Origin of the sequence: Senegalia sp. (in: firmicutes) (genome assembly GCF_052088025.1) — a bacterium.
Taxonomy (GTDB): domain Bacteria; phylum Bacillota; class Clostridia; order Tissierellales; family SIT17; genus Anaeromonas.
On the sequence record NZ_JBQCYD010000038.1, the window covers coordinates 1 to 21,871 of the forward strand.

The 21,871-nt window shown below is 30.2% G+C and carries 18 protein-coding genes and 1 riboswitch; all 18 genes read left to right on the plus strand.

Going from position 1 to position 21,871, the window contains the following annotated elements; translation table 11 throughout:
• Positions 1–260, plus strand: a 260-nt coding sequence (locus ACTHUW_RS09780) for a hypothetical protein (RefSeq protein WP_442197846.1), incomplete at its 5' end; no start/stop codon positions are given.
• Positions 253–648 carry a retropepsin-like aspartic protease gene (locus ACTHUW_RS09785; protein ID WP_442197847.1) on the plus strand — a complete coding sequence of 132 codons (396 nt, stop codon included), beginning with the start codon at positions 253–255 and terminating at the stop codon, positions 646–648. The genes ACTHUW_RS09780 and ACTHUW_RS09785, both read left to right, overlap by 8 nt.
• A gap of 431 nt (positions 649–1,079) precedes the next feature.
• Positions 1,080–1,673 carry a type IV toxin-antitoxin system AbiEi family antitoxin domain-containing protein gene (locus ACTHUW_RS09790; protein ID WP_442197848.1) on the plus strand — a complete coding sequence of 198 codons (594 nt, stop codon included), beginning with the start codon at positions 1,080–1,082 and terminating at the stop codon, positions 1,671–1,673.
• A complete protein-coding gene (locus ACTHUW_RS09795) occupies positions 1,666–2,499 on the plus strand; it encodes a nucleotidyl transferase AbiEii/AbiGii toxin family protein (RefSeq protein ID WP_442210549.1) in 834 nt (277 codons plus the stop codon). The genes ACTHUW_RS09790 and ACTHUW_RS09795 overlap by 8 nt, the downstream gene beginning before the upstream one ends.
• 189 nt (positions 2,500–2,688) lie before the next feature.
• Positions 2,689–2,859, plus strand: coding sequence for a hypothetical protein (locus ACTHUW_RS09800; protein ID WP_442197850.1), 171 nt, complete (start codon positions 2,689–2,691; stop codon positions 2,857–2,859).
• A 92-nt stretch (positions 2,860–2,951) separates the two neighbouring features.
• The gene (locus tag ACTHUW_RS09805) at positions 2,952–3,710 is read left to right on the plus strand and encodes a glucose 1-dehydrogenase (RefSeq protein ID WP_442197851.1); all 759 of its coding nucleotides are present in this window, start codon (positions 2,952–2,954) and stop codon (positions 3,708–3,710) included.
• A gap of 69 nt (positions 3,711–3,779) precedes the next feature.
• Positions 3,780–3,959: a hypothetical protein gene (locus ACTHUW_RS09810; protein WP_442197852.1), complete on the plus strand. Its 180-nt coding sequence runs from the start codon at positions 3,780–3,782 to the stop codon at positions 3,957–3,959.
• A 158-nt stretch (positions 3,960–4,117) separates the two neighbouring features.
• Positions 4,118–5,011, plus strand: coding sequence for an SDR family oxidoreductase (locus ACTHUW_RS09815; RefSeq protein WP_442197853.1), 894 nt, complete (start codon positions 4,118–4,120; stop codon positions 5,009–5,011).
• A gap of 150 nt (positions 5,012–5,161) precedes the next feature.
• Positions 5,162–8,263, plus strand: a complete 3,102-nt coding sequence (locus ACTHUW_RS09820) for an ABC transporter ATP-binding protein/permease (RefSeq protein ID WP_442197863.1) — start codon at positions 5,162–5,164, stop codon at positions 8,261–8,263.
• 204 nt (positions 8,264–8,467) lie between these two features.
• Positions 8,468–9,508 (plus strand): restriction endonuclease PLD domain-containing protein, encoded by a 1,041-nt coding sequence (locus ACTHUW_RS09825; protein ID WP_442199702.1) that lies wholly within the window; start codon positions 8,468–8,470, stop codon positions 9,506–9,508.
• A 305-nt stretch (positions 9,509–9,813) separates the two neighbouring features.
• A riboswitch (cobalamin riboswitch) is annotated at positions 9,814–9,996 on the plus strand.
• A 117-nt stretch (positions 9,997–10,113) separates the two neighbouring features.
• The gene (locus tag ACTHUW_RS09830) at positions 10,114–11,166 is read left to right on the plus strand and encodes an ABC transporter substrate-binding protein (protein WP_442197855.1); all 1,053 of its coding nucleotides are present in this window, start codon (positions 10,114–10,116) and stop codon (positions 11,164–11,166) included.
• Positions 11,159–12,154 (plus strand): FecCD family ABC transporter permease, encoded by a 996-nt coding sequence (locus ACTHUW_RS09835; RefSeq protein WP_442197856.1) that lies wholly within the window; start codon positions 11,159–11,161, stop codon positions 12,152–12,154. The genes ACTHUW_RS09830 and ACTHUW_RS09835 overlap by 8 nt, the downstream gene beginning before the upstream one ends.
• A gap of 3 nt (positions 12,155–12,157) precedes the next feature.
• Positions 12,158–12,946 (plus strand): ABC transporter ATP-binding protein, encoded by a 789-nt coding sequence (locus ACTHUW_RS09840; RefSeq protein ID WP_442197857.1) that lies wholly within the window; start codon positions 12,158–12,160, stop codon positions 12,944–12,946.
• A 9-nt stretch (positions 12,947–12,955) separates the two neighbouring features.
• On the plus strand, positions 12,956–16,678 hold the full coding sequence (gene bchH, locus ACTHUW_RS09845; RefSeq protein ID WP_442197858.1) for a magnesium chelatase subunit H: 3,723 nt from the start codon (positions 12,956–12,958) through the stop codon (positions 16,676–16,678).
• An 11-nt stretch (positions 16,679–16,689) separates the two neighbouring features.
• On the plus strand, positions 16,690–17,742 hold the full coding sequence (locus ACTHUW_RS09850; RefSeq protein ID WP_442197859.1) for an ATP-binding protein: 1,053 nt from the start codon (positions 16,690–16,692) through the stop codon (positions 17,740–17,742).
• On the plus strand, positions 17,732–19,576 hold the full coding sequence (locus ACTHUW_RS09855; RefSeq protein WP_442197860.1) for an AAA family ATPase: 1,845 nt from the start codon (positions 17,732–17,734) through the stop codon (positions 19,574–19,576). Before ACTHUW_RS09850 ends, ACTHUW_RS09855 begins: the two co-directional genes overlap by 11 nt.
• Positions 19,577–19,595: 19 nt before the next feature.
• The gene (locus ACTHUW_RS09860) at positions 19,596–20,180 is read left to right on the plus strand and encodes a hypothetical protein (RefSeq protein WP_442213142.1); all 585 of its coding nucleotides are present in this window, start codon (positions 19,596–19,598) and stop codon (positions 20,178–20,180) included.
• Positions 20,181–20,331: 151 nt separating this feature from the next.
• A partial coding sequence (locus ACTHUW_RS09865) for a DEAD/DEAH box helicase (RefSeq protein ID WP_442213144.1) occupies positions 20,332–21,871 on the plus strand: 1,540 nt, incomplete at its 3' end.

Sequence of the window (21,871 nt, forward strand, 5' to 3'; positions counted from 1 at the left end):
TGAAATGGAATGATGCAGTAAAAAACTATCCAAATAAATGGTTATTATTTGAAGCTATAGAATCAAGCTCAAAAGACGGAAAGAGGATTATTGAAGATCTTTCAGTTATTAATTCATTCGATGATAGCAGAAAAGCTTTAGAACAATATTCTGAAATGCATAAAAAAGATAAATCAAGAGAGATGTATGTCTACCATACTAAAAACAAAGAATTAGTTATTGAGGAAAGAAGTTGGATAGGGGTTAGGAAATATGGTTAGATTAGAATATAAATATGGCTTACCATTTTGTGAAATTACAATTGAATATGAAGGGAAATTAATGACTTTAGATAATATTCTTATAGATACAGGATCTGGTGGCACTATATTTAAAATGGATATGGTTGATAATATCGGAATAACAATAGAAAAAGAAGATACTATAGAGACTATTTCAGGTGTGGGAGGAGTAGAATTTGTCTATAAGAAAAATATTGATAAAATAATATTTGGAAATTCTGAAATAGATAATTTTAATATTGAAATTGGTGTCATGGATTATGGATTTGATATAAATGGTATTATAGGTATTGATTTCATGAAACATATAGGAGCAATAATAGATTTAGATAAAATGGTAGTATATATAAGGGATATGCATAATTAAAAAAATGAGCTCTTATATATTTTGAATTTGGATTCATAAGAATACAGAACTAATAGACAGTGTCTGTTAATTATTTTAAACTTTTCGTATTTAATATTATCCTAGATTTTGAGTGTTTCTAGTTTGCTTCTAAAAATATGTAAAGCTAATATAATGGAGATAAAACTATATAAAACATATACTAATATATAACTGGTATACAAATGATAGGAACTTATGAGCAACTTGCATTATAGAGTGGGAGTAGTAGATAAAAGTCTTGAAACCTTTGGAAACAGAGGGTTCAAGACTTTTTTATTTAGGAGAGTATTAATAAATATTGATGATAAAATTCTAAACGTGTCGAATTACAAACAATTAGCTTTAAATCTGTTGCATTTACACTGATAAAACTATACAATATCAGTATGAATGCAACAAAGGAGGTTTATATGAAATATAAAGATAAGATACTCAAATATCTAAAAAAAAACAATGGAATTATTACAGCACAGTATTGTAGAGAGGAAGGAATTCCTACAATCTACCTTACAAGACTCGTAGAAGGAAATATACTTACTAGGATTGATAGAGGTATGTATATTTCAAAAGGCGGAGATTATGATGAATATTATTTTTTTCAACATAAATTTAAAAGGACTGTATTTTCTTATGAAACAGCCTTATATCTACAAGAATTAACTGATAAAATCCCACAAGTAATGGAAGTTAGTATACCTTACAGTTATAAAATTAATGAGCTACCAAATAATGTTAAGCTTTATTACGTGAAAAATGAAATAACTGATATGGGAGCTATAGAAGTAAAAACTATATACCAAAACAAGGTTAGAGCCTACAATATAGAAAGAATAATATGTGATTTTATTCAAAATAAGAGTAATATAGATCCAGAGACTTATGCTAAGACAATAAGAGAATATGCCTCTTCTAAATACTCTGATATAAATAAACTATTTATATATGCACATAAAATGGGGATTACTGAAAAGGTAAGAGCTACAATGGAGGTTATTTATGAATAAAGATAAGATAACAGCAATGTGTCATAAAGTATCTTCTGAAACAGGATTAACTTTTAATTCTGTTATGACTTATTATTTTCTAGAAAATGTCTTAAGAAAACTATCAAATAGTAAATATAATGATAAATTTATTTTCAAAGGTGGATATATCCTATCAAATATAGTAGGTTTAGATTCAAGAAGCACTGTAGATATTGATTTCCTTATTAAAAACATGGCTTTTGATGAAGAACTCTTAATTGATATGTTTCAAGATGTTTTAGATAATAGTAAAGATGATTCTATTCAGTATGAGTTGAAAGATATACAAGAAATAAAAAAAGAAGATAAATATAATGGATATAGAGTTCGAATTTTATGTAAATTAGATAATATACGTCAAGTTGTTCCTTTAGATATAGCAACAGGAGATATATTAACATATCAACCAGTAGAATATGAATATAAAACAATATTTTTAGAAGATAACTTAAAAATCCAAGCATATAATCTAGAAACAATGTTAGCAGAGAAATTGGAAACAATCTATTCTAAAGGATTTTTAAATAGCAGAAGTAAAGATTTTTATGATGTTCATTTATTATATAGGATAAAAAGTGAGGAAATTAATTTTGAGAAATTAGTTGTAGCTTGCGAAAGAACCTTTAATTATAGAGAAACTATACTTGATTTAGTAAGTTTTAAAGAAATGATTAGCATAATATTAAATGATAAGGGTTTTAATGATATATGGAATGCATATTCAAATAAGAATACTTATGTAAAAGATACTTCTTTTGAGAATGTTATTGAAAGCATTGAGTTATTGATTGGAAAGATAATATAGATATTTATAAATCTAGCTTTTATAAATATTTAAAAAATATAAAGAAGATGAAAATATAACTTTTTGCTTCTAGTTTGCTTCTAATAATATGTAAAGCCAATATAATAGAGACAAAATTATATAAAAATAGGTTCTTATATATAACTGGTACACAAATAATAGGAACTTATAAGCCACTTGCATTATAGAGTGGGAGTAATTTTAAAAGTTACTCTCAGTTCCTCTGATTTTACCAAAGTAGTAAAGAAGATAGGAGATAAGGTTCCTAAAGATGCAGATAGTAAAACTGTATCTAAAATAGTTTTAAAAGTTTTTACTGAACATTTTAATTCATCTAAAAATAAAAAGAATCCAAATTAAAACATATTAAGTTTATTTAAAAAATATAAATAGGGTAAAAGTATATTGTACTTATATAAATAAAAATAAAAAGATTAGATGGAGGGAAAAAGATGAGATTAGAAAACAAGGTGTGTATTGTAACAGGAGCTAGTTCAGGAATTGGAAGAGAGGTTGCACTAGCATATGCAAAAGAGGGAGCGAAAGTTGTTGTTAGTGCTAGAAGATTAGAAAAATTAGAGGAACTTGTAAAACTTGATGAAGATTTATCAGGAGAAATACATGCAATTGCTGTAGATGTATCTAAGCAGGAAGATATAGAAAAAATGGTAGATCAAACTGTAGAGAAATATGGAAGAGTTGATATTTTAGTTAACAATGCTGGGATATTAGATTCCTATAAATCAGCAGTATCTATTACTGATGATATATGGGAAAAAATGTTTAAAGTAAATGTCGATTCTGTGATGAGAGCTTCAAGAAAAGTATTACCACTCATGCGCAAACAAAAATCAGGAGTTATTTTAAATACAGCTTCTGTTGGTGGTCTTAATGGAATGAGAGGCGGATTAGCTTATGTTGCTACAAAACATGCTGTTGTTGGTATGACAAAGCATATAGGATACTCATATGCAGAAGAAGGAATTAGATGTGTTGGAATTGCTCCAGGAAGTGTTAAGACGGAAATAGGAGAAAACATAAAGGAACCAGATATGGAAGTATTAGGTAAATTGATGAAAGGCTTTGAAAGTTTTTCAAGCACAACTTCACCACAAGAACTTGCCAAAGTATATGTATTCTTAGCATCTGAGGATGCCAACTTCATAAATGGAACTACAATAGTAGTAGATGGTGGTTGGACAGCTTTTTAGAAATAAAGGTATTTATTCTTCTATTTTAACACATACTATAAAAGAAAAATCTATAGTAGAGGTGAAAATATGGAAAATAAATATGTTATTATAACAGATAAAGAATTTTCAGAAGCTATGTCAAGAAGTAATGCAATAAATATAGTTAAGGATTATGATAAAAAAGGGATATCTAGTCATATAGTTTCAGAAAAAGAAGCAAATCGAATAGGAAGCCCTGAAAACTTTAATGACCCTAAGTGGGAATAAATTAATATATAAAGCTTATAAGATCTAAAGTAGGATTTTATGAGCTTTATTTTGTCATTTTTAAATATATTAAAAGCTTAAATTCATTTATTAATATTAAAATCTGGGTATATAAATATTAGTTGTTAGACAAATAAAAATATAGGAGATGATTCTTTATGAAAAACAATAATCTAACTGATCCAAGAAAAATGCATCATACTGGTAAATTTCCGGATCAAGAGCAAGATACACCTGCCTTACAAGAAAAAATGAAACCTAAACCTGATAGTGGTGAAGAAAGTTATAAGGGATATAATCGTTTAGAAGGACGTAATGCACTTATTACTGGAGGGGACTCTGGTATAGGGCGAGCAGTTGCTATAGCTTTTGCACGAGAAGGAGCTAATGTTGCAATTCAATTTTTCCCAGGTGAAGAAGAGGATGCAAATGTTGTTAAAGAATATATAGAAAAAGCTGGAGGCAAGGCTCTACTTTTACCATATGATTTAAGAGAAGATAAAGCAGCAACTGAAATTGTAGAAAAGACAATTGATGAGTTTGGTAAATTAGATGCATTGGTATTAAATGCTGCACAACAGATAGCCCATACTAGCTTAAGTGAATTATCCATCAAACAAGTAGAGGATACTTTTAAGGTTAATATTATTAGTATGTTTGAGACTGTAAAAGCAGCTGAAGCTCATTTGAAACCAGGTAGTACTATTGTTGCAACTTCTTCAGTTCAATCATTTAATCCAAGTTCACCTTTACTTGATTATGCTGCTACAAAAGGAGCTATAAGTAACTTTATAGTTAATTTATCAAGTTACTTTGCTGATAAGGGAGTTCGTGTAAATGCTGTTGCTCCAGGACCTATCTGGACTCCTCTACAATTAGATAATGGTCAACCTGATGGTGCAATACCAGAGTTTGGACAGAGTTCACCACTTAAGCGAGCTGGTCAACCTGTAGAACTAGCTCCAATATATGTTCTTTTAACATCCAAGGAAAGTAGCTATGTAACTGGACAAATATATGGAGTTACTGGTGGTCAACCTATAAATTTATAAAAAATTAAAAGAATAAAATATAAGACTTGAAATCTTTTTAAATAGAGATTTCAAGTCTTTTTTTATTTGTAATAAGATTATAATTATATAAAAAACAGTAAAAAATAATCAGAATATTATATGATATAATATTTAGAAGAGGTGGTAATAATTTTAAAATTAAAAAACATAAGAAAATCCTATAGAACTAAGGATTATGTACAAAATGCCTTAGATGAAGTATCAATTGAATTTAGAAAAAATGAATTCACTTCTATCTTAGGTACATCGGGTTCTGGTAAGACAACACTACTTAATATTATAGGTGGTCTTGACCAGTATGATTCTGGAGACTTATTAATTGATGGAGTTTCAACTAAAAAATATAAATCATCAGATTGGGATACCTATAGAAATAATCGTGTTGGCTTTGTTTTTCAGAGCTTTAATCTCATAAGTCATCAAAGTGTTTTAGCAAATGTTGAATTGGCACTTACCTTAAGTGGAATTTCATCAAAGGAAAGAAAAAATAGGGCAATAGATGCCTTATCCGATGTAGGTCTTTCTGAACATATTAATAAACTACCCAATCAATTATCTGGGGGACAAATGCAGAGAGTTGCTATTGCTCGTGCACTTATTAATGATCCTGAAATATTACTAGCTGATGAACCAACAGGCTCTCTTGATACTAATACTTCTGTACAAGTTATGGATCTGCTTAAAAGCATTGCAAAAAACAAGCTTGTAATTATGGTTACTCACAATCCAGAACTAGCTCATGAATATTCAAATAGAATCATTGAGCTAAAAGATGGTCAAATCATAGGAGATACTAATCCTTATAAAAGTGATGTAGAAGAAAGACTTCTTCCAAAAAAACCAACAAGGAAAAGCAAGATGTCTTTTTTAACTGCAATCTCTCTTTCAATTAGCAATTTGATGACAAAAAAAGGTAGAACCTTTATTACTGCACTTGCAGGTTCAATTGGAATTATTGGAATAGCTGCAATTCTTGCATTAGCTAGTGGAATAAATCTTTATATAGCAGATATTGAAGAGGATACAATGAGTGCTTATCCCCTTACGGTTGATTCTTCTGGTATTGATATTACAAGTTTTCTTGGAGGAGAAGCAAATGATAACATACCAAAAGCTAAAAAAATGAATTCTAAAAATGGACAGGTAAATGTTGTCAATACAGTTACAGCTCTTTTTTCCCAGCAAAATAAAAACGATTTAAAGAGTTTTAAAGAATATATTGATAAAAATGAAAGAGATGTTAAACCTTTTGTAAAAAACATTCAATATAAATATGGCATTACTCCACAAATATATTTAGAAAATGAAAAAGCAGGACTCAAACAAGTAAATCCAGATACTATATTTTCCGGGAGCGGTTTCGACTTTGGAGGCGGCTATGATATTATATCCGGAGCTGGTAATTTTGGCATGAAAAACTTTGATGAGCTACCTGGAGATGTTGAACTTTTTAAAGAACAATATGACTTAAAAGAAGGAAGATGGCCAAAGGAAAAATCTGAGTTAATAGTTGTTTTGATGGAGAGTGGTTCTATAACAGATACAACCATGTATACTTTAGGCCTTAAAGATCGTAGTGATTTGAAAAAGACCTTCGAAGATTTTTCAAATGATGAAAGTGTAAAGGTTGATAAGAAAAAAGATGATATTAAATATAATGATATATTAAAAACTAAATTTAAACTTGTTAATTCAGCGGAAAAATATATTTATGATGAAACATATGACATATGGGTGGATAAGTCCGAAGATGCTAAATTTATGGATAAATTAATTGAAGAAGGTATGGACTTAAATGTTGTTGGAATTATTAAAGCTAAGGATGATGTAAAGACTCCTATGCTATCATCAGGCATATATTATCCAAATGAACTTAGCCCATATCTAATTAAAGAAGCTTCTTCATATGACATAGTAAAGGATCAATTAGCAAATGAAGATATAAATATATTTACAAATAAATCATTTGAAGATGAATCAGAATTTAATCCAGAAGAGATATTTCAATTAGAAGACTTTATTACAATAGATCAATCTATGATAAGGAGTTCTTTTAGTTTTGATGCATCTGCCTTAAATATGGATATTTTAGATTTAGATTTAAATTTAGACCAAATTGATTTTCCTGATTTAGATTTAGAAACCTTAGTAGAAAATATTGGAAACCAAATCAATGCTCCAACAGAAGATATTCAAGAAATACTTGTAAATATATTAGAAGATTTTGTGATAATTCAAGGTGAACAAGGTATTACAGAGCTTGATGAGTGGGTTGGTAACTTTGATGAATATATTAGAAGTGAGGAAGTTCAAAATAGGATTACTTCAGATTTTGAAGAAATAAATGAAAACAATCAAATCTCGGAGAATCTAACTGAGATTGTACAAAATTACTTTAATTCATATATTAATGTTGCTTTTAATCAAGTTATAGAAAGTATTCAAAATGATATTACAAGCCAAATTGAATCAAGAATGCCACAAATTGCATCCAACATACAAGATGGAATTAGGATTGATACAAGTAAACTTGCTCAAGCATTTCAATTTAATTTAGAAGAAGATGAATTATTTGATTTGATTAGTAGTTTAGGAGAAAGAGGTCAAACAAGTCAAAAATCTAATTTAAAAGAACTGGGATATAGGGATATTGATGAGCCAACTCAAATTGACCTTTATCCAAAGGATTTTACTACAAAGGACAGTGTAGTTGAATTTATTGATAATTATAACACACAAATGCAAAATACAAATCAAGGAGAAAAAGTTGTAAAATATACAGATTTAATAGCTGCAATTTTATCATCAGTAACTACAATAATTGATACTATTACCTATGCACTTATTGCCTTTGTTGCAATATCTCTAGTTGTATCTTCAATAATGATAGGTGTTATAACCTACGTTTCAGTACTGGAGAGAATAAAAGAAATAGGAATATTAAGAGCAATAGGAGCAAGTAAAAAGGATATTAGAAGGGTTTTTAATGCTGAGACCTTAATAATTGGCTTTATTGCAGGAGTTTTTGGAATTCTTGTAACTTATGTACTCAGCTATTTTGCTAATATTATTGTATATGATAGGTTTGGTATTCCAAATATTGCAAGCTTAGACTTTAAAGCAGCAGGAATACTCATACTTATAAGTATGATTCTAGCCTTTATTTCAGGTTTAATACCATCATCAACAGCAGCAAAAAAAGATCCTGTGGAGGCTCTAAGAAGTGAATAGATAATATGGTTTTTAAAATAGATTTAATAAATAAAAGCTAAGTGAATTAGAAGATTGAGTAATAGATCATAGATAATCTATTACTCAATCTTTATTGATATATATATATATTATAGAAGTATCTATCTCACAATAAATATGGAAAATAATAGTTATAGATGTTATAATTTAGACAATAATATATATGAAATGGAAGTGATACTTATGGAGTATGGATTATATGAAAAGGTATTAAATAATAAATTTCTAGAAAAGCTAGATGATAAAAAATATAAAAAAATAAGAAGTATAGATAATAGCGAAGTTGCTAGAGTGCTATCAACTGAATATCAAAAGATAATTCGTGAAACTCTTTTACAAGCTAATAATATTGATAAAGCGAAATTTATAGATAAACTAAATGAAGTTATTGAAATTGATGGATTTGAATATGATGATGAAAAATTTAAAGAACTACTTTCTATACATGATGATAAGGATGATTTTGATATATTAAATCAATATAGACCAAGAACATCCATATCTACAAGTACACTTTTCACAGGAAGCACAGGACTAACTTTAGAAAGTGAATTAAGAAGAGAGATAAGAACTTCAGATGAAATTGACTTATTAATCTCTTTTATTAAATACAGTGGTTTGAGGCTTATTTATGAGGATTTAGTTGAATTTACAAGGAAAAATAAACTTAGAGTAATTACTACTTCATATATGGGAGCCTCAGATTATAAAGCTATATTAAAATTAGCAGAACTACCAAACACAGAAGTTAAGATTTCTTATGATACTGAGAGGACCAGATTACATGCAAAAGCATATCATTTTAAAAGACATACTGGATTTTCTACAGCTTATATAGGTTCATCAAACTTATCTAATCCAGCTTTATCAAATGGTTTAGAGTGGAATATTAAAGTATCAGAATATACTTCTAAAGATGTACTCTATAGTTTTACTAAGTCATTTGAAACTTATTGGAATGATGAAGAATTTAAAACTTTTAAATCTAATGATGAAAAGAATAAAAAGGATTTAAAGAAATCACTAAGTATTAAAGAAAGAAATAACAAACCATATATATTTTTTGATTTAAATCCATATTCACATCAAAGAGAAATATTAGAAGAGTTAAGATTAGAACGAAAAGAATATGGTTCTTATAGAAACCTAGTAGTAGCTGCAACAGGGGCTCGTGTCATAATAGTGATGGGTGCAATATTCAAGGGTTTCAGGAACTTTAAATAAATATAATTCATACGTTGGTTAGAGTAATTAGGACATAATTGTTGTAAGCAGTGCATGATAAGTAAGACTTTTATTCTTTAATAATTTATAATTGAACATCTTGGATCTATATCTTTGTACATGGAGTGATTTACAATTTGGTAATTCCTAATACGGCTTATAAGAACTTATAGAATTCATAATTAAAAAGAAGTAACACATATAAAAAAATCATGGGTTTTATAAATTGTATATAAAATATAGGAGCTCAAATATGTTAATTTAATTGCAAAAAGTTTATTAATGTGCTAGTATTTAAATAGAAAATTAAATATTAATTTTTAGGTTTATATATCTATTTATTATAATAATAGGGAAATTGGTGAAATTCCAATACAGCCCCCGCTACTGTAATGAGGACGAAATCAAAATAACCACTGGTAAACTGGGAAGGTTTTGAAAGTAGGATGAATCAGAGTCAGGAGACCTGCCTAGAAATGTAAGTATCCTTCGGTGGGAAGGTGTAGCTTTGTGTATAGTTGTATATCTAGGAATAATTATGCGAATCTATGTCCCTGCTGAAAAGTAGGGATTTTTTTGATTGAATTTATTAAGGAGGAGATTTTTTGTATAAAAATAAAAAAATTGTACCCATAATATGCTTGATTGTTTTGATTATTACAGGATGTAGCAATGATAAGGATAGTAGTTTAGGAGGTTTAACTAATGTAAATAGTGCTGAAAAGGTTTCGGACACTGATAAGCCTATAGTCGTTGAAGGTGATGGATTTCCTTTGAAAATCAGTGATTATATGAATGTTGAAACTATAATAGAAGAACCCTTTGAAAACGCAGCAGTTTTATCAGGTACACCATTAAATATTTGGTATGACCTAGGAGGCAAATCAATTTGTAGTTCTAATATATCAGAGAATGTTAGATTGATTCCAGAATATGAAGAAGAGATAAAAAGTCTACCTCAAATAGGACCAGTATATTCTATCAATATGGAAGCTGTTATAGAGCAAAAACCAGACTTTATAATAGCACAAGTAGGAACACAATCCGGACAGGCTAAGAAACTTAGGGATATGGGATTCAAGGTAATTACTACTCATATAAGGGGTTATGAGGATGTACTTTATACATATGAGGCCTTTGGGAAAATCCTTGACCAGGAAAAGCTAGCCATGGACAGAATAAAAGATATTGAAAAACAAAAAAAAGATATAGAATCAAAAGCACCTAAAAATGGAGATACTGTAATTATTTTATATATAACAGGAAATTCATTGGCGGCCAAATTAAATAATAGTATTGCTGGTGATGTGGCAAAAATATTAGGATTAAAAAATATAGCATCAGACTTACCACCGGATACAATAGGATCAGAAAATACGCCATTAGATATTGAATATATAGTAGAAAAAAATCCGGATTATGTGTTAGTAACTAGTATGGTGGGAAGCAATGAAAAAGCCAAAGAAATGATGGACGAAGAGTTTGCTACTAATCCAATTTGGGAAGGTGTAGACGCTGTATCAGAAGATAAAGTCATATATTTACCCCAGCAATATTTCTTATTTAATGCAGGACCATACTATGGAGATGCCATAGAATATATGGCTAGAAGTATATACCCAGAGATATATGGTAATGTGGAGGAATTAGATGAATAGCAAAGTTGGCCTAAGGGATTCAAATAAATTTAAATGGAGCTTTATTTTTATATTAATAGCAATGTTATTTGTGGCATTTTTTATAGGAAATGCAAGGGGAACCCTGGAAGTAGGTATTAATAGAATTATTGAGGTTATCAAAACAAATGATGGAAGCCCAGAAAGGTTGGTAATTTGGAATATAAGATTACCTAGAATGGTATTGGCAGCCCTGGTAGGGGCAAATCTAGCCATGTCAGGTGCCATACTTCAAGGTGTAATGAACAACCCTCTAGCAGACCCCGGAATAATTGGAATAAGTAGTGGAGCTGGACTTTTTGGAATAATAATTTTAGTTATATTTCCAGAATATCAACATCTAGTTCCTATGGCAGCTTTTTTAGGTGCCATGTTAGCAGCTGTTATTATTTATTCCTTGGCATGGAAGGGTGGGATTCAGCCTACAAGGATAATTTTGGCTGGTGTAGCTGTATCAGCACTATTAGGAGCAGGAATATCCGCTATACTTGTATTTTACAGTGATAGAGTTCATGGAGCATTAACATTTATGAATGGGAGTTTGTCGTCGAGAAGTTGGCCAGAGGTACATACAATATTGCCCTATACAATTATAGGAATTATTGTGGCCAATATATTTGCTGAAAAAATGAATATTCTTATTCTTGGAGATGATATAGCTAGGGGAGTTGGACTAAATGTTGAATATACTAGACTAGGATTTACAGCTTTAGCATGCTTATTAGCAGCCAGTGCAGTAAGTGTTGTAGGACTTTTAGGATTTGTAGGATTAATAGTTCCACATAGTATCAGGCTTATAATAGGAAATGATTATAGATATATGATGCCGACATCTGCATTATTAGGAGCTATTTTAGTTATGCTTAGTGATACATTTGCCAGGACTATTATGAGTCCGGTAGAAATACCTGTAGGAATTGTTATGGCAATCCTAGGAGTACCTTTTTTCTTGTATCTATTAAGGAGGTAAAATATGTCTAAGATTATATTGAAAACAGAAAATTTAAAAGTACAGTATAAAGATAAAGTAATAATAAAAAATATTAATTTAGAAATAGAAGAAGGCAAGATATACTCCGTAATAGGACCCAATGGATGTGGTAAAACAACACTTTTAAAATCTCTCACAAGGGCCATTAAGCCAAAGTCGGGGAAGGTTTATTTAGAAGGCGAAGATTTATATAGTATGAGCACTAAATCAATAGCGAGAAAAGTAGGAGTTCTTAGTCAAGGAAGTAATACTCTAAGCGATATATCAGTAAGAGAACTTATTGCATATGGAAGGTATTCTCATAAAAATTGGTGGGAAGGAACTACAAAAGAGGACAAGGAAATAGTAGATTGGGCCATAGAAAGAACTAGTTTAAAAAAATTAGAACATAGAAAGATAAATACAATGTCAGGTGGAGAAAGGCAAAGGGCTTGGATTGCTATGTCTATAGCACAAAAGCCGAGACTTTTATTATTAGATGAACCTACTACTTACTTAGATATATCTCACCAGTTAGAGATAATGGAATTGGTACTTAGTTTAAATAAAGAAGAAGGCTTAACTATATTGATGGTACTTCATGATATTAATCATGCAGCTAGATATTCAGATGAGCTTCTTGTAATCAATAACAATACCCTATACCAACAAGGAGATCCATGGGATATTTTAAAAGGAGATGTACTTAAGGATGTATTTAGAGTAGAAGCTGATATAAGTATGGATCAAGATACCAAGAAGCCCATATTTTATGCTAAAAAAGTTATTTAGGAGGTAATTATGAAAATAGTCTTTGTTACTGTATCTGTTCCAGCAATAAGAGAATTAGTAGAGGTAGGTAAATATATAAATAAAAGATATGAGAATATATTAAACTTAAAACTATATTATGCATATACAAATATGGATAGAGATAAAAGGCAATCTATGGTAAAGGACATTGAAAATTCAGACTTAGTTTTTGTTGACTTAATGGGCAGTGATCCAGATGTGATTTCTACAACATATATAGGATTAGACAACTGTAAAGGTAATGTTGTTCCCTATGGTAATTCAGGAAGGGATTATATGAAATTAGGGAAGTTTACTATGGCAGAAATGGGAAGGGACAAGAATAAAAAAGGTCAAGAAAAGAAAATGGATATGGGAAAAATGAAGAAAATGATGAATATGTCTGAAATGGTAGGAAAGGTTATGCCTGGTAAGATGAGAGATATGAGAAACTATTCCCTTATTATGAAATACTTTAAGGTAGGGGATTATAATAATATACTTAATATGATTTATTTAATATTGAGAGATTATGGCGGCTATGACCAATTGCCTATTCCTGAAGATCCAGTTGAATTAGAAGATATATGCTTATGTGATCCAAGTACAATGAAGTATTTTAAGAATTATAAGGAATTTGAAAAATTAGAAAAGCTGGATAAAGAGAAGAGTACAGTGGCCTTATTGTTCTATGGTCATAGATATCCCATGGATACAACTGTGGCAGTTAACCAAATAAGATTAAGGTTAAAAAAATTTGCCAATGTTATTCCAATAGCCGTTTCGGAAAGCTTTGGTGATGATGAAAATAATATGAGAAAATTATTAATTGATACTGTACCTGTAAAGATTGATTGTATTATTAATTTTATGTCCTTTAGATTATTTGCTGGGCCCATGGGTGGAGATACAGAGCAGGCTGTTGAACTCCTGAAAGATATAGATGCACCTTATATGAAACCTTTTTTTATGTCTAGAAGAACTGAAGAACAATGGAGACAATCAGTTCAAGGAGCTACAACTTCAGAAGTTATGATTTCTGTAATGTTACCAGAACTAGATGGTGCTATAGAGACTATTCCCATAGGAGCAATGGCTGACTTAGGATATAGTGAAGACTTTAAAATACAAGTCAATGAAATTGACCTAATAAAGGATAGATTAGAAGCCTTAGTCAATAAAGTTAAAAACTATACAGAGCTAGGTAGAAAAAGAAATAAAGATAAGAAGGTAGCTATAATATGCTATAACTATCCTCCAGGAGAAGCTAATATATTTGGAGGGGCATTTTTGGACACATTTGAATCTGTGGCTAATATATTAAAAAAATTAAAAGAAGAAGGCTATAATACAAGTGGTATGGATGCTAAAAAATTAAAGACTATATTTACAGCAGGCAAGCTAGTTAACTCAGGAAAGTATGGGAATTACTGGGATGAACTTATAAAATATGATGATACTAAATATAAAAGAGAATTAATGGAGTCCAAGGATTTTAAATCCATGTTAGATGACTGGGGTAAAAGCCCTGGTGAGATTATGACAAAAGATGGGAAGTTTTTAATACCTGGTATAGTAGATGGAAATATATTTATAGGATTACAGCCAGCAAGGGGAGCAAATGAAGATGATAAATCCTATCACGATAAATCTATACTTCCTCATCATCAATATTTAGGATTTTACAAATATTTAAGGGAAGAATTTAAGGCAGATGCTTTAATGCATATAGGAACTCATGGAACTTTAGAGTTTCAAAAAGGAAAAGAATGTGGAATGAGTAATGAATGTTATCCAGACATATTAATAGGGAACAAGCCACATATATACATATATTATTCAGGGAACCCATCAGAGGCAACCATAGCTAAAAGAAGATCCCATGCTAATATAGTCAGCTACCAACCACCAGTATTTATACCTGGAGAATTATATGGGGATTATTCAAAGCTAATGACCTTAGTAGATAACTATAGACAATCACTAACTATTTCTCCCCAGGGTGCCAAAGAAATATTAGAAGATATATTTAAAATGGTAAGGGAGCTAAATCTAGAAGAAAACCTTGATTATATAGAAGGAGAACTTTACAGAATGAAGACTAGCCTTATTCCAGAAGGATTGCATATATTAGGTGAAGGATATAGTAAAGATGATAGCCATATATATGCTCAAGGTATATTAAGACATAGTTTGTCTGGAACGGAATCCATAAGAAAACTAATGGCTAGATATAAAAGATATGATATGGACAATCTATTGGAATCTGGACAATATGAAACTATTAATGAAATAGATAAACTTTCAGATAAAGTGTTCCTTGATTATTTAAGTGACAATAGTTTAAAAGATTGGGATATAGACCCTGATTTAAAGGGTGAAGTTATTAAAGCTTTAAAAGCAGGAATAGATGCAGCTGAAAGTTCTAGGGAGAACAAAGAGCTAGATGGAATCATTAGAATCTTAGATGGAAGATATAATCCAGCTAAGATGGCAGGAGATATATATAGGAATCCTGAGATACTTCCCACTGGATATAATTTATATCAATTTGATCCTAGATTAGTTCCAACAGGATCTGCATATAGAAGAGGACAAACAATTGCCAATAATACTTTAGAGTCCTTTATGAATGAAGAGGGAAATTATCCAAAATCTACGGCAGTTATACTTTGGGGAATAGAAACATCTAGAACTCAGGGAGAAACATTTTCCCAAATTCTCTCTTATTTGGGAATTGGAGTAAAGAGTACAGGAGCCAATTGGGCTCCAAGATATGAAATAATACCTATTAAGGAATTAGGTAGACCAAGAATAGATGTAACTATTAATATTTGTGGATTTGTCAGGGATATGTTTCCTAACTTAATAGAAAACTTATCAGATGTTTTAATGGAGATATACGATTTGGATGAATCAGATGAAGAAAATTATTTTAAAGCAAATTCAAAAAAACTATATAAATATTTATTGGAAGAAGGATATTCTCAAGAGGAAGCTAAAGAATTATCTGTTTCAAGGATATTTGGACCAGAAGCTGGTAACTATGGAACAGGATTAACAGATATTATAGAAAGTAAAAATTGGGAAGAGGAAGAGGAATTAGGAACTGTATTTTTAGAGAATTTAAAATATGTTTATAATAGAAAATCCCATGGTGAAGATGTTAAAGAACTTTATGAAAAGAATTTAAAAGAAGTGGAAATAGTATCTCAAATAAGGAGTAGCAATGAATATGAGATAACAGATTTAGACCATTATTATGAATTTTTTGGTGGGTTATCTAAATCTGTAGAGATTCTAAGGGGCAAAAAAGCAAAGATGTATATTACAGATGTAACTGGAGATAGGATAATAAGTGAATCTGTAGAAAAATCCATAAGTAGAGGTATTAGAACTAGGGTCTTAAATCCTAAATGGATAGATGGACTTTTGAAGCATGATAAACATGGGGTTCAAGAGATGGCAGATAGATTTGAAAATGTTATGGGTTTAGCTGCTACTACAGATGGGGTGGAACAGTGGATATACAACGATTTACACGGTAAATATGTTGAAGATGAAGAACTTAGACAAAGACTTATAGAAAATAATAAATACGCATATATGGATATTTTAGAAAGAATGATGGAGTATTCTGTTAGAGGATATTGGGATGCTACGGATGAACAAATAGATAAGATAAAGGAAATATTTTTGGAATTAGAAAATGCAGTGGAAAAAGACTTTTAGGTGGTGTAATTATGAAAAATGAAAGAATACTATATCCCTTCTCTGCCCTAGTAGGGCAGGAAGATATGAAAAAGGCCTTAATATTAAATTTAATAAATCCCAGTTTAGGCGGAGTATTAATCAGAGGAGAAAAAGGAACAGCTAAGTCTACAGCTGTTAGGGGGCTGATAGATATACTGCCAAGTAAAAGACAGGTTAAGGGTTGCAGATTTTCATGTGTCAAAGGAAATGAAGACAACTGGTGTATTGAATGTAAGGAAAAAAAGGATATTGAATATGTAGACTCTAGTATGAAGGTAATCAATCTTCCAGTAAGTGCTACAGAAGATAGGGTTGTAGGTACATTGGATATTGAAAAGGTAATAAAAAGGGGCGAAAAGGCTTTTGAGCAAGGTATATTAGCTGAAGCAAATGGTAATATTCTTTATATTGACGAGGTAAATCTATTGGACGACCATCTAGTAGATGTTCTTTTAGATGCAGCAGCCATGGGAGTTAATATAATTGAAAGAGAAGGGGTTTCCTATTCTCATCCTTCAAGATTTGTCCTAGTAGGCACCATGAATCCTGAAGAGGGGAATTTAAGGCCACAGTTAATTGATAGATTCGGTTTAGTTGTAGATGTTCGAGGTGAAAGTCAAAAGGATTTAAGGATGGAGGTAATGAAGCGAAGATTAGAATTTGAAAAAGATCCGACAGAATTCAAAGAAAAATATAGTGATGAAGATAAGGTATTAATAAAAAAAATAGATAGGGCTAAAAAACTTTTAAATGATATAAAGTTTACAGATTATGATTTATCCCTAATTACTAAGATAAGTACAGTCATTGGAATAGATGGACATAGGGGAGATATTACCTTAATAAAAACTGCCATAACCAATGCTGCTTTTATGGGGAGAGAGAGTATCTTAAAAGAAGATATATATGAAGCAGCTAAATTAGCACTGCCTCATAGAGTAAGAAGAAATCCCTTTGAAGAAGGAGTAATTGATTTTGAGTATATTAAAAAAATAATAGATGATTTTCCTATGGAATTAAAGGTTGAGGCAAATGGTGTATAAATATCCTTTTACAGCAATAGTAGGACAAACTAAGGTAAAGGAGGCTTTAATACTAAACGCCATAAATCCTAAGATAAAAGGAGTCTTAATATCAGGTGAAAAGGGCACAGGAAAATCCTTAATGGTTAGATCCTTAGCTAATTTACTAGAAGATAAAAGGGTAATAGAATTACCTTTAAACATAACAGAGGATCAGCTGGTAGGAAGCGTAGATATTGGAAATGCCATAAAAACAGGAAACAAGGTATTAGAGTATGGTCTTTTAAAGAAAGCACATAATAACTTTCTTTATATAGATGAAGTAAACTTACTTAGTGAGCATATCATCAATATAATATTGGAAACATCTTCCCAAGAGCACAACTTTATAGAAAGAGAAGGTATCTCCTATGACCACAGTAGTAATTTTATGTTAATAGGTAGTATGAATCCAGAAGAAGGTTTTTTAAGAAGTCAATTTTTAGACAGATTTGGTTTATATGTGGAGACAGTAGGTGAAAAGGATTTATTATTAAGAAAAGAGATAATGAAAAGGGTTTTAGAATATGAAAAAGATCCAAAGAAATTTCAAAAATTATGGGAAGAGAAAGAAAAGGCATTAAGACTTAAAATACAGAATTCCATTAAAAGGCTAAAAAACATAAAAGTTGAAAGAGCCCATTTAGAAATAATAGTTACACTAGTAATGGCTTCTAACTGTCAAGGACATAGGGCGGAACTAGCACTTTTAGAAACTGCAAAGGCCATGGCGGCTTTAAGAAATGAAGAATTAAACTATGAAATAATTAAAGATTCAGCCTATTATGTATTACCTCATTGCATGAGAGAAGATTTGGAAATAGAATTAGAGGAAGTAGAAGATGCTGAAGAATTAGACCATGAGAATGAGGAAGAAAAAAATCAAGACTTATTAGATGAATTAGATGATATAGACTTGAATGATGAATTATCTGATGAGGATAGTGGAATCACGGAAGAGGAATTATTAGAGGACATAGAAGAGTTAAAAGAAGACTTTAAATTAGATATAGATTTTAAGGAAAAGATGGAGAATGAAGGAACAGGGAAAAGAGCTAAAGTAAAAACTAACAGTAGAAAAGGTAGATATGTTAAATATAAGATTCCTAAGGGAAAGGCTAAAGATATAGCTTTTAATGCTACATTTCGTATAGCCGCCATAAATCAATGGGGCAGAGAAAAACAAGAGGGCCTAGCAATTAGTATAAAAACAGAAGATTTGAGGGAAAAAGTAAGGGAAAATCAAACAGGAGCTAATCTGTTATTCCTAGTAGATGCCAGTGGATCCATGGGAGCTAGAAAAAGAATGGGAGCTGTAAAAGGAGCAGTATTATCACTTTTAACAGATGCCTATCAAAAGAGAGATAACATAGGAATAATAGTTTTTAGGAATAAAAAAGCAGATATATTACTTAATACAACTAGAAGCGTAGATTTAGCAGAAAAATGCCTAAGAGACATATCTACAGGGGGAGAAACACCCTTAGCCGCAGGCTTAGAAAAGGCCTATAGACTCATGACCATGGAAAAGATTAAAGATCCAGAAATACTACAATATTTAATTCTAGTATCTGATTGTAAAGGAAATGTTCCTTTATATACGAATGATTCAATGGAAGATGCTTATTATATTGGAGAGAAAATAAAGAATGCTGGAATAAATTCTTTGATTCTAGATACAAAATCAGGATTTATGCAATTTGATTTCGGAGAAAGATTAGCAGATAGGATGAATAGTGAGTATGTAAAATTAACTAAGGTTACAAAAGGTGAAATTGAATCCAATATAAAGGATTTAATTAATAAAAAATATTAAATAAAGAGGAGAATGAAAGATGAAGAAAAGAATTAGTTTATTATTAATAGTAGCATTGTTGTCAACAATGTTAGTAGCATGTGGAGGAGATAAAGAAGATATAAATGGACAAGAAGATGTAGGGATAATAGAAGATATGGAGAAAGGCAATGAAGAAGATGCACCAGATAATGATCAAGACACAGTAGGAAAATTTGTTGAAGAAGATGGAAAGTCAGTTTACTTAGATACAGAAAATCCACTTTTAGATTTGGAGGCTATAAAGATAGAAATAGATAAAGAGGCTAATACGGCTTCATTTATACCTGCAGATAGTGAAGGAAACATAGGAGTAGATTATTTTAAGTTTAATTATGAAAATGATGAATTTGAAAAGTATTATTATGTATCGGCAATGGGTACAGGCCACTATTATTATTATGATTTAGAAGGATCAGAACTTTTAAAAGTAGAAGATAAGGATCATAATGATTCAACAGAATCAACAAAGGCATCTGGAAGGTGGGATGGAGCTGTAGAGAAGATAGAAGGAGAAATAAGGGAATTAGAAGCTTATTTTGAGAGTTTGGAAGATATGACAATAGAAGAATATATGAATAAATAATAATATAAGAGTAAAAATAATTTAAACAATCAAATAAAACTTGATAAAAGCTTACTCATTTAAGAATCAGTAAGCTTTTATTTTATAAGTATTATGGGACAATGGAGAATCTATTAGACTACTTTATCATGCCACTGGAACTGGAAAAACTATGATAGCAGCTTTTGATTATAAAGATCAGATAGAAAAAGAAGATAAAAAATTATTATTTTTAGCTCATAGAAAAGAGATATTAGAACAAGGCTTACATACCTTTAGAAATGTATTAAAAAATCAAAATTTTGGAGAATTATGGGTAGGAGATAATATACCGATAGACCACACTCATGTATTTACATCAGTGCAGACATTAAATTCTGATAAGAAATATATGCAATTTTCCAAGGATTATTTTGACTATATTGTGATAGATGAATCACATCATGCCTCCGCATCTTCATATTTTGAAATAATAAAATACTTCAAACCAGAAATTTTATTGGGACTTACTGCTACACCAGAAAGAATGGATGGTGAAAATATTTTAGAATATTTTAATCATAGAATAGCTTCTGAAATAAGGCTTACAGATGCAATAGATAGAAAACTACTTAGTCCTTTTCATTATTTTGGTGTGACTGATTCAGAAGATTTGAGCCATTTGAAATGGGGTAGAGGAGGATATGATATTAGTGAGCTTGAAAATGTATATACTAAATCAAAACAAAGAGTTCAAGTAATATTAGATTCATTAGATAAATACCTAAAAGATATAGATACATTTAAAGCTATTGGATTCTGCGTAAGTATAGAACATGCTAATTTTATGGCTAGTTCATTCAATAAGGTTGGCATTGCTTCTGTAGCACTGCATTCAAATACTAATAAAGAGTTAAGGGAACAAGCAAAGATAAAATTACAAAAAGGAGAAATTAATTGTATATTTACAGTGGATTTATTCAATGAAGGTGTTGATATTCCTGACATTGATACTGTTTTATTTTTAAGACCTACACAGTCATTAACTATATTTATTCAACAGCTTGGGAGAGGATTAAGACTTTCTGAGGATAAAGAAGCTTTAACCGTATTAGATTTTGTAGGACAAGCTCATGCCAATTATGATTTTTCTTTTAAATTGAGGGCACTTACTGGAAAAACTAGACGTGGAATTAAAGATGAAATAAATGATGATTTTCCAAATATGCCTGCGGGATGTCATATTAAGTTAGAAAAAATTGCTAGAGAATATATATTAAAAAATATACAATCAGCTGTATTTAATATAAATGATTTGAGAAAGATGATTTCAAATTTTTCAAATAATTTTTCAAATGATTTGAACTTAAAAAACTTTTTAGATAATTATGGAATAAATAAAAATAGATTTTATTCCAGATATTCATTTTATAAATTATTATATGAAACTGGGAATAAGAGAGAATATAAAGTAAGACATGAAAAAAAGTTGAATCAATCATTAAGAAGATTTTCAAGAATAAATTCAAAACGATTATTGAATTTTTCTGAGAAAATATTAAAAGAAGAAATAGATCTGTCTTATCTTGATAAACAAGAGAAACTAATGTTAGGGATGTTTCACTATACAATATGGGGATATAAACCGGATATTTCTTATAAACAATCTCTTAATGATTTAAAGAATGATAATCCTGATATTGTAAAGGAAGTTCTAGATATTATAGATTATA

Bases quoted from the DNA above. Each gene is read 5' to 3' on its own strand.
- ACTHUW_RS09835 (WP_442197856.1), top strand. From the start codon at position 11,159: ATGAATAGCAAAGTTGGCCTAAGGGATTCAAATAAATTTAAATGGAGC.
- ACTHUW_RS09860 (WP_442213142.1), top strand. From the start codon at position 19,596: ATGAAGAAAAGAATTAGTTTATTATTAATAGTAGCATTGTTGTCAACA.
- ACTHUW_RS09785 (WP_442197847.1), top strand. From the start codon at position 253: ATGGTTAGATTAGAATATAAATATGGCTTACCATTTTGTGAAATTACA.
- ACTHUW_RS09825 (WP_442199702.1), top strand. From the start codon at position 8,468: ATGGAGTATGGATTATATGAAAAGGTATTAAATAATAAATTTCTAGAA.
- ACTHUW_RS09795 (WP_442210549.1), top strand. From the start codon at position 1,666: ATGAATAAAGATAAGATAACAGCAATGTGTCATAAAGTATCTTCTGAA.
- ACTHUW_RS09840 (WP_442197857.1), top strand. From the start codon at position 12,158: ATGTCTAAGATTATATTGAAAACAGAAAATTTAAAAGTACAGTATAAA.
- ACTHUW_RS09855 (WP_442197860.1), top strand. From the start codon at position 17,732: ATGGTGTATAAATATCCTTTTACAGCAATAGTAGGACAAACTAAGGTA.
- ACTHUW_RS09790 (WP_442197848.1), top strand. From the start codon at position 1,080: ATGAAATATAAAGATAAGATACTCAAATATCTAAAAAAAAACAATGGA.
- ACTHUW_RS09805 (WP_442197851.1), top strand. From the start codon at position 2,952: ATGAGATTAGAAAACAAGGTGTGTATTGTAACAGGAGCTAGTTCAGGA.
- ACTHUW_RS09810 (WP_442197852.1), top strand. From the start codon at position 3,780: ATGGAAAATAAATATGTTATTATAACAGATAAAGAATTTTCAGAAGCT.
- bchH (WP_442197858.1), top strand. From the start codon at position 12,956: ATGAAAATAGTCTTTGTTACTGTATCTGTTCCAGCAATAAGAGAATTA.
- ACTHUW_RS09815 (WP_442197853.1), top strand. From the start codon at position 4,118: ATGAAAAACAATAATCTAACTGATCCAAGAAAAATGCATCATACTGGT.
- ACTHUW_RS09850 (WP_442197859.1), top strand. From the start codon at position 16,690: ATGAAAAATGAAAGAATACTATATCCCTTCTCTGCCCTAGTAGGGCAG.